The 26251-nt window shown below is 71.8% G+C and carries 27 protein-coding genes; 12 read left to right on the top strand and 15 right to left on the bottom strand.

All coding sequences use genetic code 11. The features are described from left to right. Positions 1–27: 27 nt before the first annotated feature. Together OG453_RS42730 and OG453_RS42725 are read left to right on the top strand one after the other, a co-directional pair. The gene (locus tag OG453_RS42730; RefSeq protein WP_266874191.1) at positions 28–777 is read left to right on the top strand and encodes an SDR family NAD(P)-dependent oxidoreductase; all 750 of its coding nucleotides are present in this window, start codon (positions 28–30) and stop codon (positions 775–777) included. A gap of 198 nt (positions 778–975) precedes the next feature. Further along, positions 976–1485, top strand: coding sequence for a hypothetical protein (locus tag OG453_RS42725; RefSeq protein ID WP_266874190.1), 510 nt, complete (start codon positions 976–978; stop codon positions 1483–1485). Between the two features lies 1 nt (position 1486). Here the strand turns inward: OG453_RS42725 and OG453_RS42720 are convergent, their stop codons facing one another. The 9 genes from OG453_RS42720 to OG453_RS42680 all read right to left on the bottom strand — a co-directional run bounded on the left by OG453_RS42720 (position 1487) and on the right by OG453_RS42680 (position 11767). After that, complete coding sequence (locus tag OG453_RS42720; RefSeq protein WP_266874189.1) at positions 1487–2764, bottom strand: glycosyltransferase; 1278 nt, start codon at positions 2762–2764, stop codon at positions 1487–1489. Beyond that, positions 2764–3609 carry a MerR family transcriptional regulator gene (locus OG453_RS42715; RefSeq protein ID WP_266874188.1) on the bottom strand — a complete coding sequence of 282 codons (846 nt, stop codon included), beginning with the start codon at positions 3607–3609 and terminating at the stop codon, positions 2764–2766. Before OG453_RS42715 ends, OG453_RS42720 begins: the two co-directional genes overlap by 1 nt. Next, positions 3606–4343 carry an AraC family transcriptional regulator gene (locus OG453_RS42710; RefSeq protein ID WP_266874187.1) on the bottom strand — a complete coding sequence of 246 codons (738 nt, stop codon included), beginning with the start codon at positions 4341–4343 and terminating at the stop codon, positions 3606–3608. The genes OG453_RS42715 and OG453_RS42710 overlap by 4 nt, the downstream gene beginning before the upstream one ends. Before the next feature lie 31 nt (positions 4344–4374). Next, entirely contained in the window at positions 4375–6276 is a 1902-nt protein-coding gene (locus OG453_RS42705; RefSeq protein WP_266874186.1) for a DUF2264 domain-containing protein, read from the bottom strand. Further along, entirely contained in the window at positions 6273–7289 is a 1017-nt protein-coding gene (locus OG453_RS42700) for a hydroxyacid dehydrogenase (RefSeq protein ID WP_266874185.1), read from the bottom strand. The genes OG453_RS42705 and OG453_RS42700 overlap by 4 nt, the downstream gene beginning before the upstream one ends. Before the next feature lie 49 nt (positions 7290–7338). Next, entirely contained in the window at positions 7339–8202 is an 864-nt protein-coding gene (locus OG453_RS42695; RefSeq protein ID WP_266874184.1) for a carbohydrate ABC transporter permease, read from the bottom strand. Then, a complete protein-coding gene (locus OG453_RS42690) occupies positions 8199–9170 on the bottom strand; it encodes a carbohydrate ABC transporter permease (RefSeq protein ID WP_266874183.1) in 972 nt (323 codons plus the stop codon). Before OG453_RS42690 ends, OG453_RS42695 begins: the two co-directional genes overlap by 4 nt. A gap of 76 nt (positions 9171–9246) precedes the next feature. Next, positions 9247–10581, bottom strand: coding sequence for an ABC transporter substrate-binding protein (locus OG453_RS42685; RefSeq protein ID WP_266874182.1), 1335 nt, complete (start codon positions 10579–10581; stop codon positions 9247–9249). Positions 10582–10672: 91 nt separating this feature from the next. Continuing rightward, positions 10673–11767, bottom strand: coding sequence for a substrate-binding domain-containing protein (locus OG453_RS42680; protein WP_266874181.1), 1095 nt, complete (start codon positions 11765–11767; stop codon positions 10673–10675). A 195-nt stretch (positions 11768–11962) separates the two neighbouring features. On the opposite strand from OG453_RS42680, the gene OG453_RS42675 reads away from it, so the two are divergent. Next, positions 11963–12325: a hypothetical protein gene (locus OG453_RS42675; protein WP_266874180.1), complete on the top strand. Its 363-nt coding sequence runs from the start codon at positions 11963–11965 to the stop codon at positions 12323–12325. On the opposite strand, the gene OG453_RS42670 is transcribed toward OG453_RS42675, so the two are convergent. After that, positions 12312–13799 carry a membrane-associated oxidoreductase gene (locus OG453_RS42670; protein WP_266874179.1) on the bottom strand — a complete coding sequence of 496 codons (1488 nt, stop codon included), beginning with the start codon at positions 13797–13799 and terminating at the stop codon, positions 12312–12314. The genes OG453_RS42675 and OG453_RS42670 overlap by 14 nt on opposite strands. Before the next feature lie 166 nt (positions 13800–13965). On the opposite strand from OG453_RS42670, the gene rpmF reads away from it, so the two are divergent. Then, positions 13966–14136 carry a 50S ribosomal protein L32 gene (gene rpmF / locus OG453_RS42665; protein ID WP_160503106.1) on the top strand — a complete coding sequence of 57 codons (171 nt, stop codon included), beginning with the start codon at positions 13966–13968 and terminating at the stop codon, positions 14134–14136. A 4-nt stretch (positions 14137–14140) separates the two neighbouring features. Continuing rightward, positions 14141–15313: a GTP-binding protein gene (locus OG453_RS42660; protein WP_266874178.1), complete on the top strand. Its 1173-nt coding sequence runs from the start codon at positions 14141–14143 to the stop codon at positions 15311–15313. Here OG453_RS42660 and OG453_RS42655 read toward each other — a convergent pair. Together OG453_RS42655 and OG453_RS42650 are read right to left on the bottom strand one after the other, a co-directional pair. Continuing rightward, complete coding sequence (locus OG453_RS42655; RefSeq protein ID WP_266874176.1) at positions 15302–15538, bottom strand: hypothetical protein; 237 nt, start codon at positions 15536–15538, stop codon at positions 15302–15304. The genes OG453_RS42660 and OG453_RS42655 overlap by 12 nt on opposite strands. Positions 15539–15545: 7 nt before the next feature. Further along, positions 15546–16217 (bottom strand): TNT domain-containing protein, encoded by a 672-nt coding sequence (locus tag OG453_RS42650; RefSeq protein WP_266874366.1) that lies wholly within the window; start codon positions 16215–16217, stop codon positions 15546–15548. Positions 16218–16453: 236 nt separating this feature from the next. On the opposite strand from OG453_RS42650, the gene OG453_RS42645 reads away from it, so the two are divergent. Genes OG453_RS42645 through OG453_RS42635 form a run of 3 tightly spaced genes read left to right on the top strand, consistent with a single transcriptional unit; the run spans position 16454 to position 17939 of the window. Then, positions 16454–17161 carry an AAA family ATPase gene (locus tag OG453_RS42645; RefSeq protein ID WP_266874175.1) on the top strand — a complete coding sequence of 236 codons (708 nt, stop codon included), beginning with the start codon at positions 16454–16456 and terminating at the stop codon, positions 17159–17161. Then, a complete protein-coding gene (locus OG453_RS42640; protein ID WP_266874174.1) occupies positions 17110–17547 on the top strand; it encodes a hypothetical protein in 438 nt (145 codons plus the stop codon). Before OG453_RS42645 ends, OG453_RS42640 begins: the two co-directional genes overlap by 52 nt. Further along, complete coding sequence (locus OG453_RS42635) at positions 17544–17939, top strand: helix-turn-helix transcriptional regulator (RefSeq protein ID WP_266874173.1); 396 nt, start codon at positions 17544–17546, stop codon at positions 17937–17939. The genes OG453_RS42640 and OG453_RS42635 overlap by 4 nt, the downstream gene beginning before the upstream one ends. 33 nt (positions 17940–17972) lie before the next feature. On the opposite strand, the gene OG453_RS42630 is transcribed toward OG453_RS42635, so the two are convergent. Beyond that, on the bottom strand, positions 17973–18347 hold the full coding sequence (locus OG453_RS42630) for an STAS domain-containing protein (protein ID WP_266874172.1): 375 nt from the start codon (positions 18345–18347) through the stop codon (positions 17973–17975). A 245-nt stretch (positions 18348–18592) separates the two neighbouring features. After that, positions 18593–20050, bottom strand: coding sequence for a cytosine permease (locus tag OG453_RS42625; RefSeq protein WP_266874171.1), 1458 nt, complete (start codon positions 20048–20050; stop codon positions 18593–18595). Positions 20051–20119: 69 nt separating this feature from the next. Here OG453_RS42625 and OG453_RS42620 point away from each other — a divergent pair, with 69 nt between their 5' ends. From OG453_RS42620 to OG453_RS42610, 3 genes are all read left to right on the top strand, one after another. Beyond that, the gene (locus OG453_RS42620) at positions 20120–20773 is read left to right on the top strand and encodes a TetR/AcrR family transcriptional regulator (protein ID WP_266874170.1); all 654 of its coding nucleotides are present in this window, start codon (positions 20120–20122) and stop codon (positions 20771–20773) included. A gap of 49 nt (positions 20774–20822) precedes the next feature. Beyond that, the gene (locus tag OG453_RS42615; protein ID WP_266874169.1) at positions 20823–22445 is read left to right on the top strand and encodes an amidohydrolase; all 1623 of its coding nucleotides are present in this window, start codon (positions 20823–20825) and stop codon (positions 22443–22445) included. A 134-nt stretch (positions 22446–22579) separates the two neighbouring features. Further along, on the top strand, positions 22580–23755 hold the full coding sequence (locus OG453_RS42610) for a lactonase family protein (protein ID WP_266874168.1): 1176 nt from the start codon (positions 22580–22582) through the stop codon (positions 23753–23755). Here the strand turns inward: OG453_RS42610 and OG453_RS42605 are convergent. Then, entirely contained in the window at positions 23752–24420 is a 669-nt protein-coding gene (locus OG453_RS42605; protein WP_266874167.1) for a hypothetical protein, read from the bottom strand. The genes OG453_RS42610 and OG453_RS42605 overlap by 4 nt on opposite strands. A 174-nt stretch (positions 24421–24594) precedes the next feature. Between OG453_RS42605 and OG453_RS42600 the strand changes: the two genes are divergently transcribed. Then, positions 24595–26205 (top strand): alpha-amylase family glycosyl hydrolase, encoded by a 1611-nt coding sequence (locus tag OG453_RS42600; protein WP_266874166.1) that lies wholly within the window; start codon positions 24595–24597, stop codon positions 26203–26205. Positions 26206–26251 lie beyond the last annotated feature (46 nt).

Raw genomic sequence — 26251 nt, 5'->3', positions numbered from 1 at the left:
ACTCGCACCACGAGGAAGGACCGGGACATGCTGCTCGAGAACAAGGTGGCCGTGCTGTACGGGGCCGGAGGGCCGATCGGCGGCGCGGTGGCGCGCGCCTTCACCCGCGAGGGCGCGCGGGTCCACCTCGCAGGACGCACCGGCAAGACGCTCGACGCGGTCGCCGACGCGATCCGCGCGCAGGGCGGCGTAGCGGAGACCGGCGTCGTCGATGCCCTGGACGAACAGGCCGTGGACACCTACGTCGACGGCATCGCCGCGCGCGAGGGGCACATCGACATCTCGTTCAACGCCATCGGGTACGGCGATGTGCACCAGCCACTGGCCGAGATCGCCGTGAGCGACTTCCTCCGGCCGATCACGAACGCGATGCGCTCGCAGTTCCTCACCACCAGGGCCGCGGCCCGCCACATGACCGCACGCGGTACGGGAGTGATCCTCGCGTTCGGCGGTGGCGGGCCGCAGACGCTCCCGGGGCTCGGCGGCTTCAAGATCGCGCTCGACGCCATCGAGGGGCTGCGCCGCCAGTGGGCCTGTGAACTCGGCCCGTCCGGCATTCGCGTCGTCACCCTCAAGACTGGAGGCGTACCCGAATCGCTGCCCGAGGGCTTTCCCGGGGCGGCGGAGATCGCCGCGGGCCTTCAGGAGGCGACGCTCCTCCCCCGCACGGCGACGCTGAGCGATGTGGGTGCCACCGCGGCCTTCGTGGCGTCCGACCAGGCGCGCACCATCACCTCCACCGAGATCAACATCTCGTGTGGTGCCATCGTGGACTAGGGCGACACCAAGTCGCCGACCTGCATATTCGTGACTCCACTCCGGCAGCTGCACCATTGCCAGCATGGGGCTGCGCCATAAATGGCTCGCTATGGCGCCACGCATGTGCCATGATGACGCCACGAACCGAGCACTCCTCCGCCCCGCAGGCCGAGCAGTGCTCGGTTCGCCAAGTCAGCCAATACAGGGGGTCGGATCATGGAGACAGCACAGAGTCAGGAGCAGACGGCGCCCGGCGCCTTATCCGCCTTCGCGCGCTTCGTGCTCTGCGGCGGCGGGGTGGGGATCGCCTCCAGCTTCGCCGTGGCGGGACTCTCCTCCTGGATTCCCTGGGTACTGGCCAACGCCCTGATCACCGTGGTCTCCACGCTCCTCGCCACCGAGCTGCACGCCCGCTTCACCTTCGGAGCGGGCGGGCGCGCGACCCGGCGCCAGCATGCGCAGTCGGCCGGATCCGCGGGGGCCGCGTACGCGGTGACCTGTGCGGCGATGCTGGTCCTGCAGCTGCTGGTGGCGGCGCCCGGTGCAGTGCTTGAGCAGGTGGTCTATCTGTCCGCCTCCGCGCTGGCCGGTGTCGCGCGGTTCGTGGTGCTGCGGCTCGTCGTCTTCGCACGGAACCGTTCGCAGGGCGCGGCCACCGTCCGTACCGTGCAGGCGGCCGTGGCAGGTGCCCCGGCCGACCCCGCGGTGCTCTGTTACGCCGCCTGACTCATCGCTCGTCTGCGGCTGTGTCGTGGCTGGTCGCGCAGTTCCCCGCGCCCCTTCGGGGCGCGCCCAGCCCCTCCACCGCCTTGAGGACATGACCCGCACCGTCCTCCGCGCCCATCCGGCGGGCGATGCCCCCGGCAGCCGCCTTCAGCGAGTCCTCGCGCACTGCGCCGCCCAGCTGCTCGGCCAGGCGCTCCGCAGTGAGGTGTTTGAAGGGGATCGGCGTGGTGGCGGCGCCCAAGGCGGCCACGCGGGCGGCCCAGAACGGCTGGTCGGCCATGACGGGGACGGGGATCGCGGGGACCCCGGCCCGCAGCGCCGCCGCCGTGGTGCCCGCGCCCGCGTGGTGGACGACCGCGGCCATCCTCGGGAAGAGCAGCGCGTGGGGCACCTCGTCGACCGTGAGGATGTCGTCGCCGTACGCCATCAGGCCCGCCCGCCCCTCCTGGAGAACGCCGCGCAGCCCGGCCTTGCGCAGGGCGGCCACGGCGATCTCGCTCAGCCGTTCCCCCTCGCCGGCGGCCATGCTGCCGAAGCCGATGAAGACGGGCGGCGGGCCCGCCCGCAGGAAGTCCTCGTGGGCGGCGGGCAGCGGGCGGCCCGGGTCGTGGTGCGGCCACCAGTTGCCGACGACGTCCAGGCCGTCGCGCCAGTCTCCGGGCCGGGGCACCACAGCCGGGCTGAAGCCGTGCAGGACCGGCCACCGGGCCTCCTCCCGCCGGCGCCGGACGGCTCCGGGCGCGGCCGCGGGCAGGCCGAGGCGGCTGCGCAGGTCCCGGACGGCGTCGGCGTAGACGCGGTCCGTCATCCGCAGTGAGAAGCGGCCCATCGCTCGGTTGCCGGGGCCGCCGAGGGAACGGGCACCGCTGACGACCGGTGCGAACTCGCGGGTGGGGTGCGTGGGTTGCAGGTACACACCGAGGGTCGGTACGCCCATGGCCTCGGCCAGCTGCCAGCCGAGCGGGGCCGTGGTCGTCGACAGCAGCAGTACGTCAGGGCCGCCGCCGTGCTCCGCCGCGTCGACGAGCCCTGACCCCAGTTCGCGTACGAACGACGCGGCCGCCCGCAGCAGCTCCCGCTTGCCGCCGCTCCCGCCGCCGGAAGCGTGCGGGTCGGCGGGCAGCGGACGCAAGGTGAGACCGGCGGCGCGGACGAGCGGCGCGAAGGTCTCCTGGGTGGCGAGGGCGACGTCGTGGCCCGCTTCGCGCAGCCGGGCGCCGAGTCCGGTGTACGGCGCGACATCGCCGTACGACCCGGCCGCGGTGATCAGAACACGCATCAGCTTCCCTCCCTCCCGGCGAGTGACTCCACGCCGGACTCGACCCCACCCTCAACCTCAGGTTTAGCTTTACCTTCAGGGTTGGCTCGGGCATTGGCGAGCACCGCGGCACGCAGGAACATCGCAAGGCCGGGCCGCTGCTGGGAGGGCGGCACGACGAGCGCGAAGGCCCTCGGGTCCTCGGCGAAGTCGTCGGCGACGCGGATGTGCATCTCGGGCGGGCACGGCGTGAACCAGCGGGAGATGTGCCTGCGGTGCTCCTCGGCCAGGGCCGTCGCGCGCTCTCCCTCGGCGGGCTCTCCCTCGTCGAACGCCGCGACGAGCCGATCGCGCCACCGCGCCGCCTCGCTCATGAGCAGCGCCCAGTCCTCCTTGGAGTGGGCGGCGGCGCGGCTCATCGCCTCGCGATGTCCCGCGCTGCCCGCCCACTTCAGCTCGGCCTCGGTGGCGTAACTCAGATCGAAGGTGATCTCCCCGAACACCTCGAACCGCTCCTGCGGGCTGAGCCGTACGCCGGTCTGCTGCACCTCCATGGCCCGCTCGGCGACCTCCACCAGGCGCCCCAGCTTGCCGATCTGCTCGACCAGCGCCTTGTGCCGGGCGCGCAGCTGGTCGAGGGCGTTGGACTGCGGGTCCGCGAGGATCTCCGCGATCTCCTCCAGGGCGAAGCCGAGTTCGCGGTAGAAGAGGATCTGCTGCAGGCGGGCCAGGTCGGCCTCGCTGTACAGGCGGTAGCCGCCGGGGCTGCGCTCGCTGGGGGTGAGCAGACCCGCCCGGTCGTAATGATGCAGGGTACGGACGGTCACCCCGGCGAACCCGGAGACCTGCCCCACGGTGTAACTCATGGACCTCGCCTTTCGTCGGGCTGAAGCCTGCAGCCTGACGCGGCGTGAGGGTCAAGCCCGCCGCGCCGCAGCGAACCCGGCGTGCGGCCCACCAGCTTGCGGACGGTGCGGGTGAGGTGGGCCTGGTCCGCGAAGCCGGCGGCGGTGGCGGCCTCCGCGATGTCCGTACCGCCCTCGACCAGCGCGCCGACCGCGGTCCGCAGCCGCTCCCACTGCCGCAGGGTGCCGAGCGGAATGCCCACCTCCGTGCGGACCAGCGTGCGCAGCCGCGCCGGGGAGAGCCCCACGTCGGCGGCGACCTCGTCGAGCCGGGCGGCTCCGCCGCAGGCCCGGACCGCATGGCGCACGCGTGCGTCGACGGCGGTCGGCGGCCCTGCGAACGCGGCCAGTTCGGCGCGCAGCGCCGCGCCGTCCAGCTGCGGCCCCAGCGCGTCGCGCATCCTCCGCGTCCGCGCCGCGTCGAGCCAGACCGGCCGCACGGCGTGGGCCGCGCCCGGCACCCGCCATGGTTCGAGGAAGACGGCGACGAAGCCCGACGAGGTGCCGCAACCGTGCTCGAACCGCGGCGGCACCAGCACGCCCGCCCCGGCGCCCGCCCCGGCGTCCGCCCCGACGGTGACGTGTCCCCCGGCCGGCAGGACGAGCTTCCAAGCGGGATGCCGGTGCCGGGTCACCTCGTACGGACGGGATTCGGCGAAGACGGTGATGCCGTGCCCGGCGGTGAACATGCCCATGGTCGGCCAGTGTGCCCAATCCCCTGAACTGTCAGCCCATCGGAGCCCCCTCCCGGTGTTCAACGGCCAGCGGCTCGAAGGAGATCCGTGTCGTGGATCCGTCGTCGGCCCACCGCACCTCGACCCCGTCGGCCGTCGCGTCCACCGCGGTGACCGCATCCGCCAGTGGCGCGGGTTCCGGCGCCGCAGTGAGCAGGGCGAGGGCCGCGTAGAGGGAGGTACCCTCCGTGTCCGCCGTGAGGCGCGGCATGCGGGCCCACCGGGTGAACGCGGTGCCCTGGGGTGCGCGTTGTTCGTCCTGAGCTGTCCAGCCGTGCAGTGGATGGAGCGCGGAGTGCAGGTTCTCCTCGGGCCCGGTCGCCCAGCCCGTGTGGGTGACGCGGGCGCCGTGCGGTGCGCCGATGACGCGGTGCACGCGCAGCTCGTACGGGCCCTTGGCCACGGTGACGCTCTCCACGCTCAGCCCCGGCACCATGGGCGGGCCGCCGACGAAGACCGGGGTGTGCCGGGATGCGGCCCAGCCCCAGCCGGCCCCGTTGTCGGCGCCGAGCGGCTCGATGCGGCAGCGGGCGCTGCGGATGCCCGCCACTTCTACGGCGATGTGGTTGTCGGGGGTGTTGCCGCGTGCCGTGGGTCCCGTGCGGGTGGAGTAGGCGTGGCGGGCGTAGAGCGGGTCCTCGTGCGCGGCCGACTGCGCCTCGTGCGGGCGCGCGTGGTCGCTGCCGTGGTTGTGCAGCCGGACCACCCCGTCCGCGCGGGTGCTGTGCACGAGCAGGCCGGGGGCGGGCAGCGCGAGCACGCGGTCGCGGGTCTCGCTGGGCGCCGGTTCTTCGGTCGCCGTCCACAGGGGGTGTCCTGCCGGGGCGAGCAGGCAGACGAACGCCTTCGACGCCCAGTACGGCGACGCGGGCCCCGAGTAGTTCTGCAGGCCCGCCTCGTGCGGGCCGTGCCAGCCGAGGCTGAGCAGGCCGTCGTCGCCGACCGAGCCGCGGTCGAGGAAGTAGCGCAGCGATCCGCTCAGGAGGCGGCGCGAGGTGCCGGGGGTGAGCGGGGTGTGGCCGGTGACCGCGCCGAGGGCGATGGACGCCGCGGCGGCGAACCGGTAGGTCAGGGAGCGGCCGAAGTGGATCGGGGCGCCGTCGCCGCCGAAGAGGAGCCCGAAGCTCTTCAGGTGTTCGCGCAGACGGAGGCCATGGACCTCCAACTGGCGCTTGTCGCTGGACAGTTGGGCGTCGAGCACCGGGTAGAGGTGCAGTGCCCAGCCGTTGTAGTGGTCGAAGGCGCGGCCGTCGCCGTCGGCGTACCAGCCCTGGCCGCGGTACCAGGTCTCCAGGAGTTCCAGGGCCCGTTCGCGGGCCCTGGCCGTCTCCGTGTCGCCGCGGCCCACCGACTCCAGGAAGCCTGCCACGGTGTAGGGGAAGAGGTACCAGTTGTTCGGTGCGGGGACGTGGCGGAGCGCGCCGCGCAGCCATTCCTCCGCGCGGTCCTGTACGTCGCCGTCGAGGCGGTCCCACAGCCAGGGGCGGGTCAGCCGCAGGCCGAGGGCCACGGAGGCGGATTCGACCATGGGTTGGCCCTGGACGTGGTGGTCGAGGATGACGGGCCAGGACTCGGTGTCGACGCGGCCGGGTGTGCGGGTGCCCGCCGCGAGCCCCCGCGCGTACCGGTCGAGCCAGCCGTGCGGGTCCTTGCCCTCGGCGCCCGCCACCCGGAACGCGGCGGCGAGGAAAGTGCGGGCGTATCCCTCCAGGCCGTCCGACCGTACGCCGGACGCGGAGGGCCGTCCCGGCAGGTCGAGGAGGGCGCCGTGCGGTGTCGCCCACTGCCAGGCGGCGCCCAGGAGGCCGTCGGCGGCGGCCTCCCAGTGCTCGCGCGTGTAACCGGTGTGCGGGCTCAACTCCCGGTTCTCTTCGGGCAGTCCGGGGATGCTCATGCGAGGTAGGCCAGCCTTTCGCGTCGTACGGGATGGGCGAAGCCGTCGCCCGCGGCCCAGCGGCCGAGCTCGGCGACGGCGAGATCGGCGAGGCGCCCCCACTCGTTGCCCTGCGATCCGGCGAGATGCGGGGTGATCGTGACGTTGTCGCAGTCCCACAACGGGTGGTCGGGAGGCAGCACTTCAGGGTCCGTGACATCGAGGACGGCCCGGATGCGGCCGGCCGTGGCGGCCTCGGTGAGGGCGTCCTGGTCGAGCACGGCGCCGCGGGCGGTGTTGATGAGCACCGCGTCGTGGCGCATCGCGGCGAGCAGGTCGTGGCCGACGAGGCCGCGGGTGGCGGGCAGCAGCGGCGTGTGCACGCTGACGACGTCGCTGCTCGCGAAGAGCTCCTCGATGCCGACGGGCCGCACACCGAGCGCCGCGGCCGCCTCGTCGCTGACGTACGGGTCGTGCAGCAGTACCCGCAGGTCGTACGGCCGCAGGAGTTCGATCACCCGCCGGCCGATCAGCGATGCGGAGAGGATGCCGACCGTGCGGCCGTAGTTGCCGACGCCCTGCGAGACGCCGAGCCAGTCGTCGCGGCGGCGGGTGACGCCGAACTCACGGGCACGCTCAAGGACTTGCTTGCCTGTCAGCAGGATCATGGCGACCGTGTATTCGGCGACGGGCAGCGCGTTGGCCGCGGCGGCCGACGACACCTCGATGCCGCGCTCCCAGCACTCCTCGGTGATGTGCCCGCGTACCGACCCCGCGGTGTGGACGACGGCCCGCAGCCGGGGCGCCGCCGCGAGCGCGGCGGCGTCAAGGGGCGGGCAGCCCCAGCCGGTGACGAGGACCTCCACGTCCGCGAGCACGGAGCGGGCCCGCGGGGTGGTGAAGTCGTCCAGGACGGTGTCTGGCACCAGATCGCAGACCTGGCCGAGCGCGGCCAGGGCGCCGGGGCCGAGCACGGCCGTCGCCGCGTCCTGCCCCATGGCGAGCGCGGTGTGCGGACGGTGACTGCCGTTCATCAACAGATTCCCTTTCACATGGCCCTTTCCTATGGCCCTTTCCCATGGCTCACTTGACCGAGCCCGCGGTCAGGCCCGACTTCCAGAAGCGCTGCAGCAGGATGAAGGCGAGGATCAGCGGCAGCACCGCGAGGAGCGAACCCATGATCACCACGGGGTAGTACTCGGGCGAGACGCTTGCGGAGCTGTTCCAGGTGTAGAGGCCGAGGCTGACGGGATACAGCCTCTCGTCCGAGAGCATCACCATGGGCAGGAAGAAGTTGTTCCAGATGGCGGTGAGCTGGAAGAGGAACACCGTCACCAGGCCGGGCCCCAGCATCCGCAGGGCGACACGCACATACGTGGTCAGCTCCCCCGCCCCGTCCATCCGCGCCGCTTCGAGCACCTCGTCGGGAACGTACCCCTGACTGAAGATCCGCCCGAGATAGACGCCGAACGGGTTGAAGAGGACCGGGATGAACACCGCCCAGAAGGTGTCGACGACACCCGTGGCCGACGCCATCAGATACAGCGGCAGGGCGAGCACCGTCTGCGGCACCATCACCGCCGCGAGCACCAGGCCGAAGACCTTCTCCTTGTGCCGGAAGCGGTACTTGTCGAAGGCGTAGCCGCAGGCGACGCTGATCAGGGCGCTGATCGCGGCGCCGAGGACGGCGTACAGCAGGCTGTTGGTGTACCAGCGTCCGTACAGGCCGCCGTCCATCGCGAACAGGTCGCGCAGATTCTGTACGAAGGAGAAGTCGGCCAGCGAGAAGAAGTCGCTGCTGAACAGGGCGTCCCGGTTCTTGGACGCGGCCAGCACCAGCCACAGGACGGGCAGCAGGGTGTAGAGCACCGCGATGCCGACCACGGTGTTGACGACGGTGCGGCCCAGGAGGCGGGGGCGGCCCGCGGTGAGGGTGTCGGCGCTCATCGTGCGGCCTCCTTCTGGGAGCGGTTCGTCCAGCGCGTGACGCCGTACGACAGGGCGACCGTGCACAGCAGCAGGATCACCGAAGCGGCCGCCGCCAGGCCGTAGTTGTTGCGGGTGAAGGCCGCGTCGTAGATGTACATGCTGGGCGAGAAGCGCGAGTTGATCATCGGGGAGGACTGGCTGAGCAGCATCGGCTCGGTGAACAGCTGCAGCGCCCAGATCAGGGTGAACATGGCGACCATCACGATGGAGGAGCGCACCAGCGGCGCCTTGACCTGGAGTGCGGTGCGCACCGGTCCCGCGCCGTCGACGACCGCGGCCTCGATCACCTCGCGCGGGACAGCCTGCAGGGCGGCGTAGAAGATCACCATGTTGTAGCCGAGGTTGCTCCACAGGGCGATGTTCACGATCGACGGGAGCACCGTGTGCACGCCGAGGAAGTCGACGGTGATGTCGCCCTTGGCGAGGAGTTCGACGACGGGGCTGAGCCCCGGGGTGTAGAGGTAGAGCCAGATGAGGGCGGCGATGATGCCGGGCACCGCGTGCGGCAGGAAGAGGCTCAACTGCGCCCAGGCCCGCAGCCGTACGAGGCCCGAGTCGAGCAGCAGGGCGAGCGCGAGGGCGCCGATCACCATCAGCGGGATGTAGATCAGGCAGTAGAGGGCGACCACGCCGAGGCTGCCGAGGAAGGTCGGGTCGGTGAGGACGGCCGTGTAGCTGCGCAGGCCGACGAAGACGGTGCGTTCGGGGCCGAAGCCGAGGCCGGGCTGGTCGTCGCTGAAGAAGCTCAGCCAGACGGCGGTGCCGACGGGGATCAGGAAGACCGTCGCCAACAGGATCAGGAAGGGGGTCATCAGGACGCCGCACGCCATGTGTTCACGGCGGCGCGCACTGGCGCGGGCGCCGCGGGCAGCGGCGGGGGCAGCGGCCGTGCGGGCGGCGCGGGCCGGGGGCGCGGTCGTGGTCATCGGGGGTCACCTGCCTTTCTGCTGGTGCTCGGTGGCGTACGGGGTGCTTGGCCTCGCCCTGTCCCCTTCGCGCCGGTCATGTGCTGTGCTCGGTGGTGGAGAGGCCCAGGGCCTTGAGGTCGGGCATGGTGCCGTCCTGCGCCGCGTGCACCGCGTCGACGATCGAGCCCTGGCCGCCGCCCGCGCGGGCGAAGCCGTCCTGCATCACGCGCTGGGTCGCGGTCATCCGCGGACCCCAGACCCAGCCGTCGCGGATGGTGTCCGCCTGTTCCTGGAAGAGGCGGTAGATGTCCTGGCCCGCGTAGTAGGAGCGGTCGAAGGCGGCGCGGCCCACAGAGACCAGGCCGGGGACGGCCGGGTACTGGCTGCTGGTGCCGCTGGAGAGCCGGGCGCGCAGGGCGTCGGGGTGCGAGACCTGCCACTCGATGAACTCCATGGCGGCTTCCGGGTTCCGGCTGTCCTTGGTGACGGCGAAGGTGGAGCCGCCGTGGGTGCCGACGACCGGGTGGTCGGGGTCCCACTGCGGGAGCGGGGCGATCGCCCACTGCTTCTTCTGGCCCGGCCGCGCGTTCATCTGCGCGCCCGCGTCCCAGGCGCCGCTGAGCCGGGCAAGGACCAGGCCCTCACCGAGCTGCGAGTCGTGCTGTCTGCTCTCGGAGGCGTTGGCGAAGACCAGGTCGTCGTCGACGAGCCGCTGCCAGTACGCCGCGACCTCGCTAGTCGGCCGGTCGGCGAGCGAGACGTTCCAGGCGCCGTCGCGGGTGTCGAACCACTGGGCGCCCGCCTGCCACGCCCACGCGGCGAACTGGGTGAAGCCGTCGGTGGGGAAGAGCGCGAGCCGCCGCCGGTCGCGGGACTTGTCCCGTACGGTGCGGGCGGCTTCGGCGAACTCGTCCCAGGTGCGCGGGACTTGAAGGCCGTACTGGTCGAACAGATCGGTGCGGTAGTGCAGGACCATCGGCTCCACGTCGAGCGGAACGGTGAAGACCCGCTTCTCGAACGTGGTCAGGCCGAGAGCCTGCGGGAGCAGCTTGGCGCGCAGCCGGTCGGTCAGGAGCGGGGTGAGGTCACGGGCGACGCCGTCGATGGCGAAGCCAGGGACCTGGGGGTACTCGATGGTGGCGACGTCCGGGGCGTTGCCGGCGCGGGCGGCGTTGCTGAGCTTGGCGTAGCCGCCCATCGCCCCTGACGGGATCTGCTGGAACTCGACCTGGACTCGGTCGTGGGTCTTGTTGAACGCGTCGACCACTTCCTGGCTGCCGCGCAGCGCGGACCAGAAGGTGATGCGTGTACTGCCGCCCTTGGTGCGTGCCGTTCGGCCCTTGCCGCCCGAGCAGGCGCTCAACGCGCCTGCCGCGGGAACGGCGGCTGTCACGGCGAGCAGGGACCGGCGACTCGGTCGACCGGGCATGGGTGCCTCCCGCGGCTCTTGTTCGGGACACGGGAATCCTGATCGCGTGAACGAAGCCGGTCAAGAGACCGATCAAAAGAAACTTAAGCGGTCAAACGATCGCGGGATGGGTGGCGGAGCCGCGCACCTTCAGCTCCGGCAGCAGCTCAACTCGCTGCGGGTGCCCGGCGCCTGACGCCTCCGCCTCGGCGAACCTGCGCAGCAGGAGCTGGGCCGCGACCCGTCCCACCTCGTGCTTCGGCGGGGACACCGCGGTCAGCGGGGTGCTGCCAAGCGCGGCCACCACATCGTCGTACGCCACCACCGAGCAGTCCTGCGGTACCCGCACCCCGCCTTCGATGAGCTGCGACACGAGCATCAGCGCGTCGACGTCGCCGTGCAGCACGGCGGCCGTGGCCCGGCGCTCGCGCAGCAGCGCCGCGAGGTCGAGGGGTTCGCGCGCCCGGCCGGGTCCGGCGTCGCGGGCGCTGAGCACCACCGTCCAGTCCTCGATCTCCGCCCGGGACGCGGCGATCTCGGCGAAGGCCGCGCGCAGCGCACGGGCCGTCGGGCTGTCGTCGCGCGCGGCCAGGACGATCCGGCGATGGCCGAGCTGCACGAGGTGGTCGACGGCGAGATGGATGCCGAACCAGTGGTCCGTGCACACGGAGTCCATGGCGTGCAGCGCGCTGCCGGCCCGCGGCCGCCGCTCCATCACCACGGTGGGCACACCGGACGCGGCGAGCCAGGCGTAGTCCGCCTCCTCCTCGGCCGCGGTGCGCCAGCGCGGAGCGATGAGCAGCCCTCGCACACCCTCGGCCAACACCCGTTCCACCAGCGGCCGTTCGGCACCTTCCACCTGCGGCGCGATGTGCAGGGCGACCCGCATCCCCGCCTCGCTCAGGGCGCCCCGCGCCCCGTGCATCGTCTCGTACAGATAGGTGTGCCGCTCGGGCACCATCAGCGCCACGGCTTCCCCGGAGGCCACCGGTTCGGCGGGCGCGGTGGTCCGTTCCACGGGCCCGACCGAGCGTGCCACGCCGTGACCGCGCCGCAGCCGGCCCTCGCGGGCCAGGTCTTCGACATCGCGGCGAACGGTGATCACCGAGACCTCCAGATCGGCGGCGAGATCACTCAGCCGCGCCTCGCCGCGCGACTCCACGACCGCGAGTATCCGCTGCCGCCTGATTTCCCTCGGCTCCCGCATGCTGCCGGCCCCCTCGCGACGTACCCATCGGGTGTTCGTTTGAGCGTTTCCGCTGGAGGATATCGATCGTTGCCCCGTCCGCGCCCGTGCGTCGCGTGATCTGTTCACGCACGCGATCTGTTCATCACGCGCGTTCCGTTCATCACGCGCGTTCCGTTCAATACGTGGCCCCGCCGACGCCCCGATCATCGCCGCATGTACGACTTCGCAGCCCTGGCCCTCGCGTCCTTCCTGACCGTCACGGCCGTCACGCACTTCCTGTTCCCCGCCTATTTCCGCACCCTGGTCCCGCGCTGGCTTCCTTCCCCCGCCACCCTCGTCGTCGGCAGCGCGGTGGCCGAACTCGCCACGGCCGCCCTGCTGTTCGCCCCCTCGACCCGCACGGCCGGCGGCTGGGCCGCCGTCGCGCTGCTGAGCGCCTTCCAGGTTTCGCATGTCGACGCGGCGTTCCACACCCGCACCCGTACGGGATTCCTCAACAGCCCCTGGGGCGTGACCGCCCGGCTGACCGTGAACGCCGCCTACATCGCCTGGGCGCTCACGGTCACTGCCGGCTGAGCGACCGCGAGATGCCCGCCGCGACCGTGGTGACAAGCACCCAGCCCGTGGCGATCAGCAGATACGAGAGCCACTGGTACCAGCCGTCCGGCGCGAACGCCGCCTCCTGCCCGAAGCCGATGATCGGGAGGAGCAGGTCAAGGCTGTAGAAGACGGGGTTGAAGTCGGGGGCCTCACCGGACTTCAACGGACGCGGATGGTGCAGGGCGAAGGCGAGCGCGCCGCCGAGCAGCAGGACGAACAGCCATCCGGCGGCGCGCATGGGCCGGAAGCCGTAGCCGACGGTCACGTCCTGGAGATGCCCCCAGATCCGGGCGTACGGGGGCAGGGTGCCGCGATGCCGGCGGAGCTTGGCCAGCTGGACGGTGCGGGCGGCGGCCTCGTCGCCGACCGTGCGGTATGCGGCGGCCAACTGCTCGTAGCCCTGCGGGAGATAGCCGCCCGCCTCGCGGTCGAGCAGCGGAAGCCGCTGTTCGGCGGGCAGATGCGGGGCGAGCCGCTGGTAGCCGAGGCCGTCGAGCTTGACCTGATCCGGCCACACCTCCGGGGGGACGTGCAGCAGGTCCAGCTGGGAGCGGCGCAGATTGACGGCGCCCTCGATCGGGGCGGCCTCCCGCAGCCACAGCTCGCCGACGACGCAGCTGCTGGCGCGCAGCGCCGACCCCTCGGGGTGGGAGAGACGGGCGTAGGCGAGATTGATGTGGCGCGGGATGCGGGCACCGCTCAGATTGACCGTGCCACGGGCCCGCAGCCGCACGGCCCGCAGATCGGTGCCGACCGACAGGGTCTCGGCGTGCAGGGCGACTCCACCAGGGGCACTCAGTTCGGCGTCGTCGAGGTTGACCTGGCCGCCGACAGTGGCGCCGTTCATCCGGACCTGGCCGTGCGCGACAAGGCCGACGGCCCATACGTCGGTGCCGACCTCCGCATGATTCAGCTGAAGCACCGCTTCGGCGTCCTCCGCGGGCGGCTCGTCGGGCACGGGCGGCGCGCCGAGCTCCGCCCCGTTGACGAAGAAGGCACCGGTGATCTGCGCGCCCGCGAGCCGCACGGGCCCCGCTATCCGGCAGCAGGTGATCCGCAGGACCAGCTCCACCCGGAGGGTTCCCGCGGTCAGCCCCGGCAGGACCGAGTCGCTGAGGACCAGGGCGCGGACCTGCGCCCCGTACAGATTCGGCGCCTCTTCGAAGTGGCAGGACCGCAGCCGCACGGGATGCTCGACCGTCCCGTACATCAGGTCGAGCCGCCCGGTGATCCGCGCGCCCGTCAGCTTCAGGCCCGCGATCTCGCCGTCCCGCATCGGCCCGTTGAGCAGCAGCGCCCGCAACACCTCGGCCCGCACGGTCCGTTCGGGCCCCCACGAGCCGCCGGCCCGGGGGTCGTCATCGGGGCTCTCACGGAAGTCGACGCCCGTGCCGAGCGGGAACGCCCGCCAGACGCGCAGCTCCGCCGGTGTCAGGTCCGTGATCTCCATCGACGGGATGCTGTCGCGGGTGTGTTCGGGCTGTCAACTGCGGAATCGGCCCGCAGAGCGGTTCCGGATCCCGGCGCTCGCCGCCGCCCGGACCCTCCAGTTCGTAATGGGATCCATTTTCATATAGCCTCGACGCCGCACCACCGAGAAAGGAACCCGAGAACCCATGGCCGTACCCAAGCGCAAGATGTCCCGCAGCAACACCCGCCACCGCCGCGCCCAGTGGAAGGCCACCACCCCGCAGCTGGTCCCGGTCACTGTCGACGGCTCCGCCTACCTCGTCCCCCAGCGCCTCGCCAAGGCGTACGAGCGCGGCCTGCTGCGCCCCGAGGGCTGACGGGATGGCCGAGCGACTGCCGGTCACCGTCCTGTCCGGCTTCCTCGGCGCGGGCAAGACGACCCTGCTCAACCATGTCCTGGGCAACCGCGAAGGCCTGCGCGTCGCGGTGATCGTCAATGACATGAGCGAGATCAACATCGACGCCGCCCTCGTGCGGGGCGGCGATGCCGCTCTCTCGCGCACTGAGGAACGTCTCGTGGAGATGACCAACGGGTGCATCTGCTGCACCCTGCGCGACGACCTCCTGGAGGAGGTCGACCGTCTTGCGAGGGCGGGTCGGTTCGACTATCTCCTCATCGAGTCCAGCGGCATCTCCGAACCGATGCCGGTGGCCGCCACCTTCGAGTTCCCGCGCGACGACGGCGTCACCCTCGGCGATCTCGCCCGGCTCGACACGATGGTGACGGTCGTCGACGCCGCCAACTTCCTGCCGGAGCTGACGGGCGGTGACGGTCTGGCCGAGCGGGGGCTCGATCAGTACGAGGAGGACGAGCGCACGGTCAGCGATCTGCTGATGGACCAGATCGAGTTCGCGGACGTCATCGTCCTCAACAAGCTCGACCTGGTCGACGAGCGGGACGCCGAGCGGCTCACCGCCACCCTCGCGCGCCTCAATCCGCTCGCCCGCCTCGTGCCCGCGACCCAGGGCCGGGTGGATCTCCAACAGGTCCTCGGCACCGGCCTGTTCGACCTGGAGCGGGCCCAGCAGGCTCCGGGGTGGGTGCGGGAGCTGAACGGGGACCATGTGCCGGAGACCGAGGAGTACGGCATTTCCAGCACCGTCTTCCGTGCCGAACTCCCCTTCCACCCCGAGCGGTTGTGGAACTTCGTCACGCAGGGTCTGGACAGCGGAAGCTTCGGGGACGTGCTGCGCTCCAAGGGCTTCTTCTGGCTCGCCAGCCGTCCGAACGTGACCGGATTGTGGTCACAGGCCGGGTCCGTCGCCCGCTTCGAGCCGTCCGCCGCGCGCGACGCGGAGGACTTCCAGGGGCAGGAACTGGTGTTCATCGGGACCGGGTTGCGGCCCGATGCGCTGCGCGCGGCACTGTCCGGCTGCCTCATGGCCGAGGGCGAGAGCCTCCCGCCGCTCGGCCTCGACCCGTTCCCCGCCTGGGACACGTACGGCATCGACGACGCCTGCGAGCACGAGGCGCTCGCCGGCTCACACCAGTAGCCGCAGCAGCTGCGCGCAGGCCTCCGCCTCGTCCGCATGCCGGGCGAGCGGGTGATGCGTGCCGCGTTCGTACGTCCCGGTCTCCCACGCCATGCCGCCCTCGGTCCGCCGCAGGTAGACGAAGTCGGGAGGCGTGGGGGCCGGTTCGTGGACGCCCTCGATCCAGTAGTAGCCGTCGGCGACACCGGCCTCGCGCAGGGCGGCGGGCAGTCCACGGATGTCCATCGGCGTGCTAGCTGTTCGCGGGCTCGAGGTAGCCGTGCTCGAGGAGCCACTTCACGTTCAGGCGCTGCCCCTCGCCCGGGTCGAGGAACACCGCGTCGAGCTTGATCTGCTGGCCGTGGCCGGGCTGCTCGAACCAGGGGGCGATGCTGCCCTGCCAGACGTAGAACGGCTTGCTCACCTCGTAGACGCGGTAGTCGCAGGCGACCGCGGCGTCGCGGGTGTTGAGGTTCTGCGGGGGCAGCGCACGCTTGGCGTACGGGTCGCCCGCGGGGGCCAGGAACGAGCCGTACTCCGAACCGAACCGGTCGAGCAGCTCGCCCTCCTCCAGCTCCTCGGGGTGCTTGTCGACCTGGCCGTTGACCGTCTCGAAGCCGTCGTTCGGCGGGTACTTCCAGCTGCCGGAGTCCGCGGGGCCTTCCCAGTACTTCTTGAGGAACGACGACGGCGCCAGGTCACCCGTCCGCTTCCAGCCCTTGAGCAGCGGGCCGACCGGCTTCTGCCACTTCTTGGGCAGCCACTTCGGGCCGAGCCGCGCGTCCTTCTGGAACTCTCCGGTGCAGGGCTCGTTCGGCTTCGACGCCGCCGCGGCCTTCGGCTCCGCGGCCGCCGTCGCGGCGGGGGCCGCCGCCATGGCGGTCGCGACACCCAGCGCGGCAAGAACGGTACGGATCCGGATCACAGAACTGCGGTCCACTCGACAACTCCTCGCGTGCCCACGGGAAACGGGAACAGATCGGGAACAGGTACGGGACGAGAAACGAAAACAACTCGCACACCGTATCCGAGCAGTGGCTCTCAGTGGTCACCTTCCATGGTGACGGGCCGAAACCAGCCATCCGCATCGGGGTGTGGCCTTCCCGCGCAGCCTTGAGGGGTCCCATTCGGGGGCAGGTGGCAGCGGAGGGGCCGGCACGGGTGCGGCTTGGACATGTCCGGGAGCCTGCCGGCGAACTGCCGCTGGAGGTCACCGGGTTCATCGGGCGTGAGCGTGAACTGCGCGAGGTCGGCGCACTGCTGGGCAAGGCCCGCCTCGTGACGCTCACCGGACCCGGTGGCGTCGGCAAGACCCGGCTAGCGGTGCGGGCCGCCCGCGCCGCGCCGCCCCGGTTCCCCGACCGTGCGTGCTTCGTCGAACTGTCCTCGCTGCACGACCCGGTACTGCTCCCGCACACCGTGGCCGGGGTGCTCGGGCTCTCCGAGCAGGGCGACCGTGACCCGGTGGGCCTGCTCGCCGCGTATCTTTCCGAGCGGCGGATGCTGCTCGTCCTCGACACCTGCGAGCATCTGCTCGACGCCTGCGCGATGCTCGCCGACCTGATCCTGCGGATCACGCCCGGCGTCACGGTCCTCGCCACCAGCCGCCAACCCCTCGACGTACCGGGTGAGTTCGCCCTGCCCATCACGCCACTGCCCAGGGACGACGAGGCGGTGCGTCCTTTCGCCGAGCGGGCGGCCGCCGTGGTGCCCGGGTTCACTCTCACCGAGGCCAATCGCGACGATGTCGTCTCGGTGTGCCGCTGGGTCGAGAGCATGCCGCCGGCCATCGAGCTTGCCGTCGTGCGGCTGCGGGCATGTCGCTCGGCGAGCTGTCCGCCCGGCTCCAGGGCCGCCTCCAGGCGCTGACCGGCGGCCGCCGCGCGGCGTCACCCGGCCACCACCGGACGCTGCGGGCCACCATCGACTGGAGCCACGACCTGCGCACCCCGCAGGAGCAACTGCTGTGGCGGCGGCTCTGTGTGTTCGCGGGAGACTTCGACGCCGAGGCCGCCGAGGCCGCCGAGCAGGCGTGCGGGGGCGGGGCGCTGCACTCCGACGACGTGCTCGAACAGCTCATCGGCCTGGTCGACAAGTCGGTGGTGCTGCGCACCGACACCGACCCGACCCGCTACCGCCTCCTCGACACGCTGCGCGAGTACGGGGCCGAACGGCTCGCCGGGAGCGGCGAGGAGGAGACGTACCGCATCCGGCACCTCGCCCAGGTCGAGGCGATGGCCGACCGCGCCGAATGACCATGGAGATCCTGCAGGCGGAGCAGCGGACGGCCGCGGCGACGGCGCGTGCCGCACTCGGCGACACGGCGTACGAGGATCTGCACGCGCGCGGGGCTTCGCTGGACGGGGCGGCGGCCGTGGCGTACGCCGTGGAGGACAGGGACGGGCTCCCGGAGGCCGAACCGGCCACCGCCGCCAGGGAATCCGCGGTCCCCCGGCGAGCGCGGACGGGGTCCGGCGGACTCACCCACCGGGAGCGGGAGGTGGCCGCGCCGGCCGTCGAGCGGCTGACCAACCGGGAGATCGCCGAACGGCTCGTCGTCTCCCAGCGGATCGTGGACGCCCATGTGGAGCACATCCTGACGAAGCCGGGGCTCACCTCACGGACGCAGATCACCGGCCTTGAATGAGCCCCCGGCGCGACCCGGCCAAGGACCCGCGCCTCACGCCGGGACGTCATCGCCGTCGGGAACCTCCAGTTCGGCGGGCAGGGCGTCCAGGACGGTGAAGCTGCGGTCGAGGCGGGTGATGCCCATGACCCGCCAGACGCGTGGCGAGCAGCGGACGAGACTCAGGGCGCGGCCTGTGGCGGCGGTTCGGTTTTTGATGCGCACGAGGAGCCGCAGGCCCCCGGCGTCCAGAAACGTGACCTGGCGCAGGTCCACCACCACGTCGGAGCCCGCTCGGTCGAGGAACTCCCTTAAACACGGCTCCAGTTCCTGCTCCGCCCAGGCGTCCAGCTCACCGTGGAGCGTCAGCACGGTCAGACCCTCCACCACATGGTGACGCAGCCCAAAACTCGGGTCGGATATGCCCATGGGCTACCCCCAAATTCCCTTCCCCGCATACGAAGAGTGACGAATTCGCGCACGGTACGGCCTGCCCGACGGCACCGGGCGCCGCCGGGGTCCGGGGCGGCGCCGAGTATGGCATCTACATCTTGCCCGTTCAGATGCCTTTCATGCCTCGCGATGGCGCAACCGGCCGCAACTGGGGGCAACTTGGCGGCAATTCCAGATCAGTTACTCTCCGTAGTTTCCGCTCTGGATGCGGGGGTGAGGGCTCATGCCCGCGGCATCTTTCCGAGCCCGTCGCGGGTGCGGCGCGTCATGAGGACGTAGACCGCGGATGCCACCAACATGCCTGCGGGCAGGGCGAGATCAACGCCTCCGAGAGCGTCGGCGACCGGGCCGGTGTACGCGGTGTTCACACACAGGGCGGCCGCGGTGACACCGGCGGCGAGCGCCGCCGCACCCGCCCAGTTGACGCCCGCGGTGAACCAGAAGGGGCTGCCGGGGGTCTCGTCGGTGAGCGCGATGCCGTCGTAGCGGTTGCGGCGCAGCACGATGTCCGTGGCGTAGACGGCCATGCTCGGGCCGAGCAGGACGACGGTCAGTTGGAGGACATTGCTGACGGTGTCGAGGAAGTTGGAGGCGAGCAGTCCGTACAGGGTGAGCGAGACGGCGGCGATCCCGTCGACGATGACGCTGATCGAGCGGCGGATGCGCACACCGACGGCCTGCAGGGCGAGGCCGGCGCTGTAGGCGGTGAGGGCGTTGATGGCGATCGTGCCGAGGATCAGGGCGAGCAGGAAGACGGGAGTGAACCAGCCGGGCAGGATCTTCTCGAGCGCGGACTGCGGGTCGGTCATGTCGACGGCGGTGGCGGCGAACACCCCGAGGGAGCAGACGATCATGCTGGGCACGAACCCGCCGAGGAGGGTCCAGCCCACGATCGCCTTCTTGGGCGTCGTGGCGGGCAGATAGCGCGAGAAGTCGGCGCTGGTGGTGTACGACAGCGGGCCCGACGCGATGAGCGTGACACCGGCGATGACGGTCGCCCACAGGTCGGTGCCGGTCAGCGGTTCGGCGGGCATGTACGAGAAGTCGGTGTGCCCGATCACGCTGACGGCGACGACGGTGAACGCGGCGGCCAGGGCCAGCGTGATCGGGAGGTAGAGCCTCATGATCATGGCGTGGCCGAAGACGCTGATGGTCAGGGTGAGCGCGGCGATGACGATGATGACGACGACCTTGACGCCGGTGTTCGCGGTGATGCCGACCTTCTCGACGAGGGAGAAGGCGGCGACCGCGGCGGCGGACAGGTTCAGGGCGAAGTAGCAGACGGAGATCATCCAGCCGACGACCGCGTTGTTCACCCGGTTGCCCCGGATCCCGTACATCGCGCGGGTGACCACCTCGCTCGGCGCGCCCGCGGCGGGGCCCGAGACGGAGAGGAATCCGGTCAGCGCCCAGAACAGGTTGCCCACGAAGAGCACCGCGAGGGCCTGCCAGAGGCTGAGGCCCATGAGGATCAGGGCGCCGCCGACGACCAGGCTCAGATAGTTGACGTTCGCCGCCGCCCAGACGGAGAACAGCTCGCGCGGACGGCCATGGCGTTCCCGTTCGGGAATGTGGTCGATGCCGTGTGCCTCGATGCGAACCGCACGCTCAGAGGGCAGCGGCGCCTTGGCGGCGCCGTCCGTGCCTGGCCGGTGCGGGTCGGGAATCGTGGACGCCATGAGGCCCTCCGGATGCTTGTCGTGCCCGACTGCTTGCTTATTGGTCGCACACTCAATAACGTTGTGGTCATGTCGTCAAGCGTTCAGCGCAAGCGAATTCGGAAATCTCCGGCCGCCCGACGTGCGGAAATCGTCGAGGCGGCCGCCGCCGTCGCCCTGACCGAGGGGCTCGAGTGCATCACTCTGCGGCGGATCGCCGATGAGCTCGATGTCCGGCCCGGGTTGGTCAGCCACTACTTCCCCTCGGCGGAGGACCTCGTCGCCGAGGCGTTCGGCGACGCCGCGAGCGCCGAGCTGGATGCCCTCCTGCCGGCCGAGCGGCCCGACGCCTCTCCCACCGAGCACCTCGCGCGGTTCTTCGCACGCGCGACCGGCGAGGCGTACGAGGACATCAGCCGCCTCTGGATCAACGCGCGCCACCTCAGCCGCTACCGTCCCGCCCTGCGGGACCGGGTCGGCGAGCAGGAGGCCTCGTGGCGCGGCCGGCTCGAAGACCTCATCCAGGAGGGTGTCGAGCGCGAGGAGTTCCGCACGGACGACCCCTATGTGACGACCATTCAGATCCTGGTCGTGATCGACGGCCTCGGCGCGCACGCCAACACGGACACCAGCAACCGTCCCGCGGCGGTGACGCGGATGGCCGTCACCACGGCGGAACGCGAACTGGGCCTGGTGAACGGCACGCTGACCCGAGCCGTCGACACGTCCTCCGACCAGGCGTAGCCGCCCCTCCGCCGCCCCGTCTTCCCCACCCGCACCTCAAGGAGCCTCTGTGCGCACCCGTCTCGTCCTGCTCTCCGCCCGGCTGCTCGACCCGGTCACGGGCCGGTTCCTGCCGGACACCGCCCTGGCCGTGTCCGGAGGGCGGATCACGGCGCTGGGCGACGACCGGCGGATCCGTGCCCTCGCGGACGCGTCGACGGAGGTGATCGACCTCAAGGGCGCCGTGGTGACCCCCGGCCTGGTCGACGGCCACCTGCACCCCGTCTCGGGAGCGGAGCTGACCCACGGCCTCGACCTGTCGGCCTGCACCGACCTGGAGGAGGTGCGCGCGGCGCTCGCGGGCGAGGTGCGTTCGCTGGCGCCCGGCGCGTGGCTGCACGGCTGGGGTCTTGACCCGAACGTCTTCGGGGACCGGCCCGTCGAGACCGCCGCCCTCTCCCCCGTGCTCGACGGCGTACCGGCGCTGCTCCAGATGTTCGACGCCCACTCGATGCTGGCCAGCCCGCGCGCGCTCGAGCTCGCCGGTGTCGACGGACCGCGCACCTTCGCGCAGGCCGCCGAGGTCGTCTGCGACGACGCGGGCCGGCCCACCGGGCTGCTCCTTGAGGACGCCGCCTGCGAACTGGTCGAGCGCGCCGCCCCGCGGCCCACGCACGCCGAGCGGCGCGCCCGGCTCGCCACCGCCCTGCGCTCCATGGCCGCGGCGGGTCTCACCGGCGGCCACGCCATGGACGCCAATGGCGAAAGCCTCGCGCTGTACGCCGAGTTGGACGCTGCCGGGGAGCTGCCGCTTCGGCTGCGTGTCGCGCCCTGGTGCCAGCCGGGCGCCGACGCCGATGCGCTGCGCGCACTCATCGAGCAGCAGGGCGCCGGCGGTGCGCTGTGGCGGACCGAGGGCGTCAAGCTCTTCATGGACGGCACCATCGACAACGGCACCGCCTGGCTCGAACGGCCCGACTGCCACGGCGAGTCCACGCACGCCTTCTGGCCCGATCCCGCCGCCTACACCCACGTCATCGGCGAGCTCCACCGGGCGGGGGTGCCCACCGCCACGCATGCCATCGGTGACGCGGCCGTGCGGCATGCCCTCGACGCCGTGGAGAAGGCGCGGGCCACCGGGGAGCGCGCCGTCCGGCACCGGATCGAGCACATCGAGACGGTGCCCGACGACACCCTGGCCCGGTTCGCCGAGCTCGGCGTCATCGCGTCCATGCAGCCCACGCACTGCTGCGACTTCACCCGGGCCGACCACACCGACAACTGGTCGCGCCGTCTCGGCGAGGAGCGGGCGTCGCGCGCCTGGCGCTGCCGCGATCTGTGGGACTCCGGCGCCACGGTCGTCCTGGGCTCCGACTGGCCCATCGCCCCCTACCCGCCGCTGGGTGTCATGGCGGGCGCCCGCCACCGCCGCCCGAGCCGTGACCTCGGCCGGCCGCCGCACGGCCCCGAGCAGGCCCTGTCGGCGCTGGAATCGCTGCAGGCCATGACGGTGAACGCCGCTCACGCGGCGGGCGATGAGCACGAGGCCGGGCAGCTCGCCGTCGGCTTCCGCGCCGACCTGACCGTCCTCGCCGACAACCCGCTCACCACCGGCGCCACCGATCTGCCGGATCTGCCGGTCCTGCTCACGGTCCTCGACGGCCGCGCCACGCACCGGGACACGAGCCTCTGAGCCGCCCCCGCCCGTTGCGCAGAACGCAACTCAGGTTGCACCTCTTGTCCATGGGCCTTCCGGGCAGCACTGTGTCTGTCACACGCGTCACCACCGTCACATGAGGAACATGAGGAGCGGGCATGGAGGCAGGCATGAGCAGTGGGTCCGACGGGCGGCCCGGGGCGCACGGCTGGGGTCGGCGCGGGTTCATCGGAGCCGTCGCCGCCACGGCCGCAGCCACCGCCCTCTCCTCGTCGCAGACCGCCGCCGCCCTGTCGCCCCGACGTCCGCAGCGCCGGACTCGGCCGCTCTTTCTCGGTACGTACACCACCCAGCCCGGCGGCGGCACCGGCCTGGGTCTCGCGACGTACGACGACGCCACGGGACGTATCACCGCCACCGGGACGCTGACCGGCGTACCGGATCCCTCCTACCTCTGCCTGCACCCATCGGGCAGCACCCTGTACGCCGTCAACGAGCAGGAGCAGGGCGGTGTGACCGCGGTCGCGCTCTCGCCCGCGGGCCCCGAAGTCGTGGGCTCGCGCGGCACCGGTGGCGCCGGGCCCTGCCATCTGTCCGTGCACCCGGGCGGGCGCTGGCTGCTCAGCGCCAACTACCTCTCCGGGAGCGTGGCCGTCCATCCCGTCCAACCCTCGGGTGCGCTTGGCGAGTTGACCGATGTCGTCACGCACTCCAGTCCCCCGCCCGGTCCGGGGCAGGAGGGGCCGCACGCCCATCAGATCGTGACGAGCCCGGACGGCGGGCATGTCCTCGCCGTCGATCTCGGCACCGACGCCGTGTACAGCTACCGCCTCGACACGAAGGCGGGCAAGCTGACACAGGTCTCGTACGCCACGCTCCGTCCCGGCGCGGGGCCGCGGCACCTCACCTTCCACCCCTCGGGGCGGTTCGCCTACGTCGCCAACGAGGTGGACAACACAGTGGCCGTCTGCGCGTACGACCCCGCCAGTGGGCGGCTGACTCCGGGTGAGCCGCAGTCCACGGGCACGGGCGAAGGCACCAGCTATCCGGCGCAGTTGCTCGTCACGCGCGACGGCGCCTTCGCCTTCCTCGCCAATCGCGGGCACAACAGCCTGACCCGGTACGCGATCGAGGCGGGCGGCGCCCGGCTGCGGCTGCTCGACACGGTGCCCGTCGGCGGCGACTTCCCCCGACACATCGCCTTCTCGCCGTCGCAGCGACTGCTGTTCGCGGCGAACCAGAAGTCGGGTTCGGTGAGCGTCTTCCATGTCGGCGCGAAGGGCCAACTGCGCCTGGCGGGCGATCCGTTCGCGGCCCCCATGGCCGTGTGCGCGCTGCCTCTCTAGGGCGCGTACAGCTGGGAGGCGGAGGGTGTCCGCGCCCGCTGCCGGTCAGGCGTGGTGTAGGCGAAGTTCAGCACGGTACGGCGGACGCCGGGCCGGCTCAGTGCGGTGACACGGTGGGCGCTGGTGTCGGCCCGCAGGAGGTAGCCGTCGCCGCGCCGGTGGTGGGCGTGGGCGGCGGTGGCGTGCAGGGCGTCGAGGGCGCTGGTCCGGGTGGTGTAGTGCAGGAGGCCGCCGTCGGCCGGGTCGGCGGGGGCCTCGATGAACAGCACGAGGGCCAGGGGGTAGTCGTCGGTGTGGGCGCCATGGGTGTCGCCGGGCCGGTGCAGGATGTTCAGGACGTGCCGCTCAAGGGGGTCGGCGACCTCGACCGCGGGCAGGGCGGCGACCCGGCCGAGCCAGGTCAGGAGCTCCTGGTCGCGGTAGAGGCCCGGGATCAGGGTGGATTCCTCGTCGATGGTGTGACCGCCGAGGGTGGTCATGTGGCGGGGCGAATCGTCCATCGACGCCATGGTGAAGTCCCGGCGCACGGCGAGCTTTTCGAGCCGCTGCACCTCACGCGTCAGATCCTCCAGAAGAGGGGGCGGGATGAGCGAGGGCAGTCGCAGATAGCCGTCGACGGCGAAGCGGTCGCTCAGCGGCGGGGTGTACTCGGGTAAGGACAGCACCGTGCGGACCTACCCTGGCCATGAACGAGACAAGCGCACCGCGCCTTCGGCACGACACGGCGGAGACGGCCTCAGTTTCTTCTGCTCATCCAGCAGTTGAGCCCCGCGGCCTGACAGGGCTGAGCCCGCTTCCGCCGCGCCGCACACCTACGAGGGAAAGGCTGCACCCCGTCCATGACTTCGTTCCGCCCCGCCCCCGCCTGGCTCTCCGACGCCGTCTTCTACCAGATCTATCCGCAGTCCTACGCCGACTCCGACGGCGACGGGATCGGTGACTTCAACGGCATCACCGAGCACCTCGACCACCTGGCCTGGCTCGGGATCGACGCCGTCTGGATCAATCCCTGCTTCGCCTCGCCGTTCCGCGACGCCGGGTACGACGTCGCGGACTACCTCTCCGTCGCGCCCCGCTACGGCACCGAAGACGACCTGGCCAAGCTCGTGGACGAGGCGGGGCGGCGCGGCATCCGGGTCCTCCTCGACCTGGTCGCCGGTCACACCTCCGACCGGCATCCGTGGTTCACCGCGTCCGCCGACGACCCGGACGACCACCGCTACATCTGGGCGCCCGACGGCTGCCCGGACGGTTTCGTACGGTCGCCGGGGTCCCGCCCGGGCGCGTATCTGCCGAACTTCTTCGACTCCCAGCCCGCCCTCAACTTCGGCTACGCCCGCCTCGATCCGGCCGAGCCGTGGCGGCAGCGGGTCGACGCCGACGGTCCGCGCGCCAACCGCGCCGCGCTGCGCGACGTCATGCACCACTGGCTGCGGCTCGGCCTCGCCGGCTTCCGGGTCGACATGGCGCACTCGCTGGTCAAGGACGACCCGGACCGCAGCGCCACGGCAGCGGTGTGGACCGAGCTGCGCGGCTGGCTGGACACCACGCATCCGGAGGCGGTGCTCCTGTCGGAGTGGGGCGATCCGGCGGTGTCCGTCCCCGCCGGGTTCCACGCCGACTTCTTCCTCCAGTTCGGCGGTCCCACCGACGGCAGGCCGCTGCGCTCGCTGTGGAACAACCGCGCGGGCACCGACTCCGAGGCCTGGGATCCGGTCGACCCGTTCTTCGACCCGAGCGGCCGGGGCTCCCCCGATACGTTCGTCGAGGCGTGGCGGGCGGCCAGCGCGGCCATCGGCGACGCCGGGCACATCTCGCTGCCCACCTCCAACCACGACTTCTCGCGCCTCAACTGCGGTCCGCGCACCGCCGAACAGCTCCCCGCGGCGTTCGCCTTCCAGCTCACCTGGCCCACGCTCCCGGCGATCTACTACGGCGACGAGATCGGCATGCGCTACCTCCCCGGCCTGCCCGACACCGAGGGCAGCGTGCTCGGCCCGCACTACAACCGGGCGGGATCGCGCACCCCCATGCAGTGGAACGACGGCCCCACCGCGGGCTTCTCCACCGCCCCGGCCGAGCGCCTCTACCTCCCCGTCGACCCCGATCCGCGGCGGCCCACCGTCGCGGCCCAGCGCGCCGACGGCACTTCGCTGCTGCATCTCGTACGCCGCCTGATCGCGCTGCGCAAAGCCGCCCCCGAGCTGGGCCCGGACGGCTCGGTGGAGGTGCTGCACAGCGGCTATCCGTTCGTGTACCTCCGGGGCGGGCGCTTCCTCGTCGTGGTCAATCCGCGCAGCGCGCCCGCGACGTTCACCACCGGGCTCGTGGCCGGTACGGCGCCGCGCGCCCTGGAGGCGGACGGCGTGGAGGCGGAGGGCGGCGCCGTCACGGCGCGGGGATTCGGGTACGGCATCTTCGATCTGGACCCCGCGTTGAAACCCTCGTAAGCCCCTCTTAAATCCCTCTCAAGTCCCTCCGGGACAGATGTCCCAT

Source organism: Streptomyces sp. NBC_01381 (assembly GCF_026340305.1).
In the GTDB taxonomy this organism is placed as follows: domain Bacteria; phylum Actinomycetota; class Actinomycetes; order Streptomycetales; family Streptomycetaceae; genus Streptomyces.
Note: the sequence above shows the minus strand (reverse complement) of the source record. Positions and strands in the feature narration are given on the sequence as shown.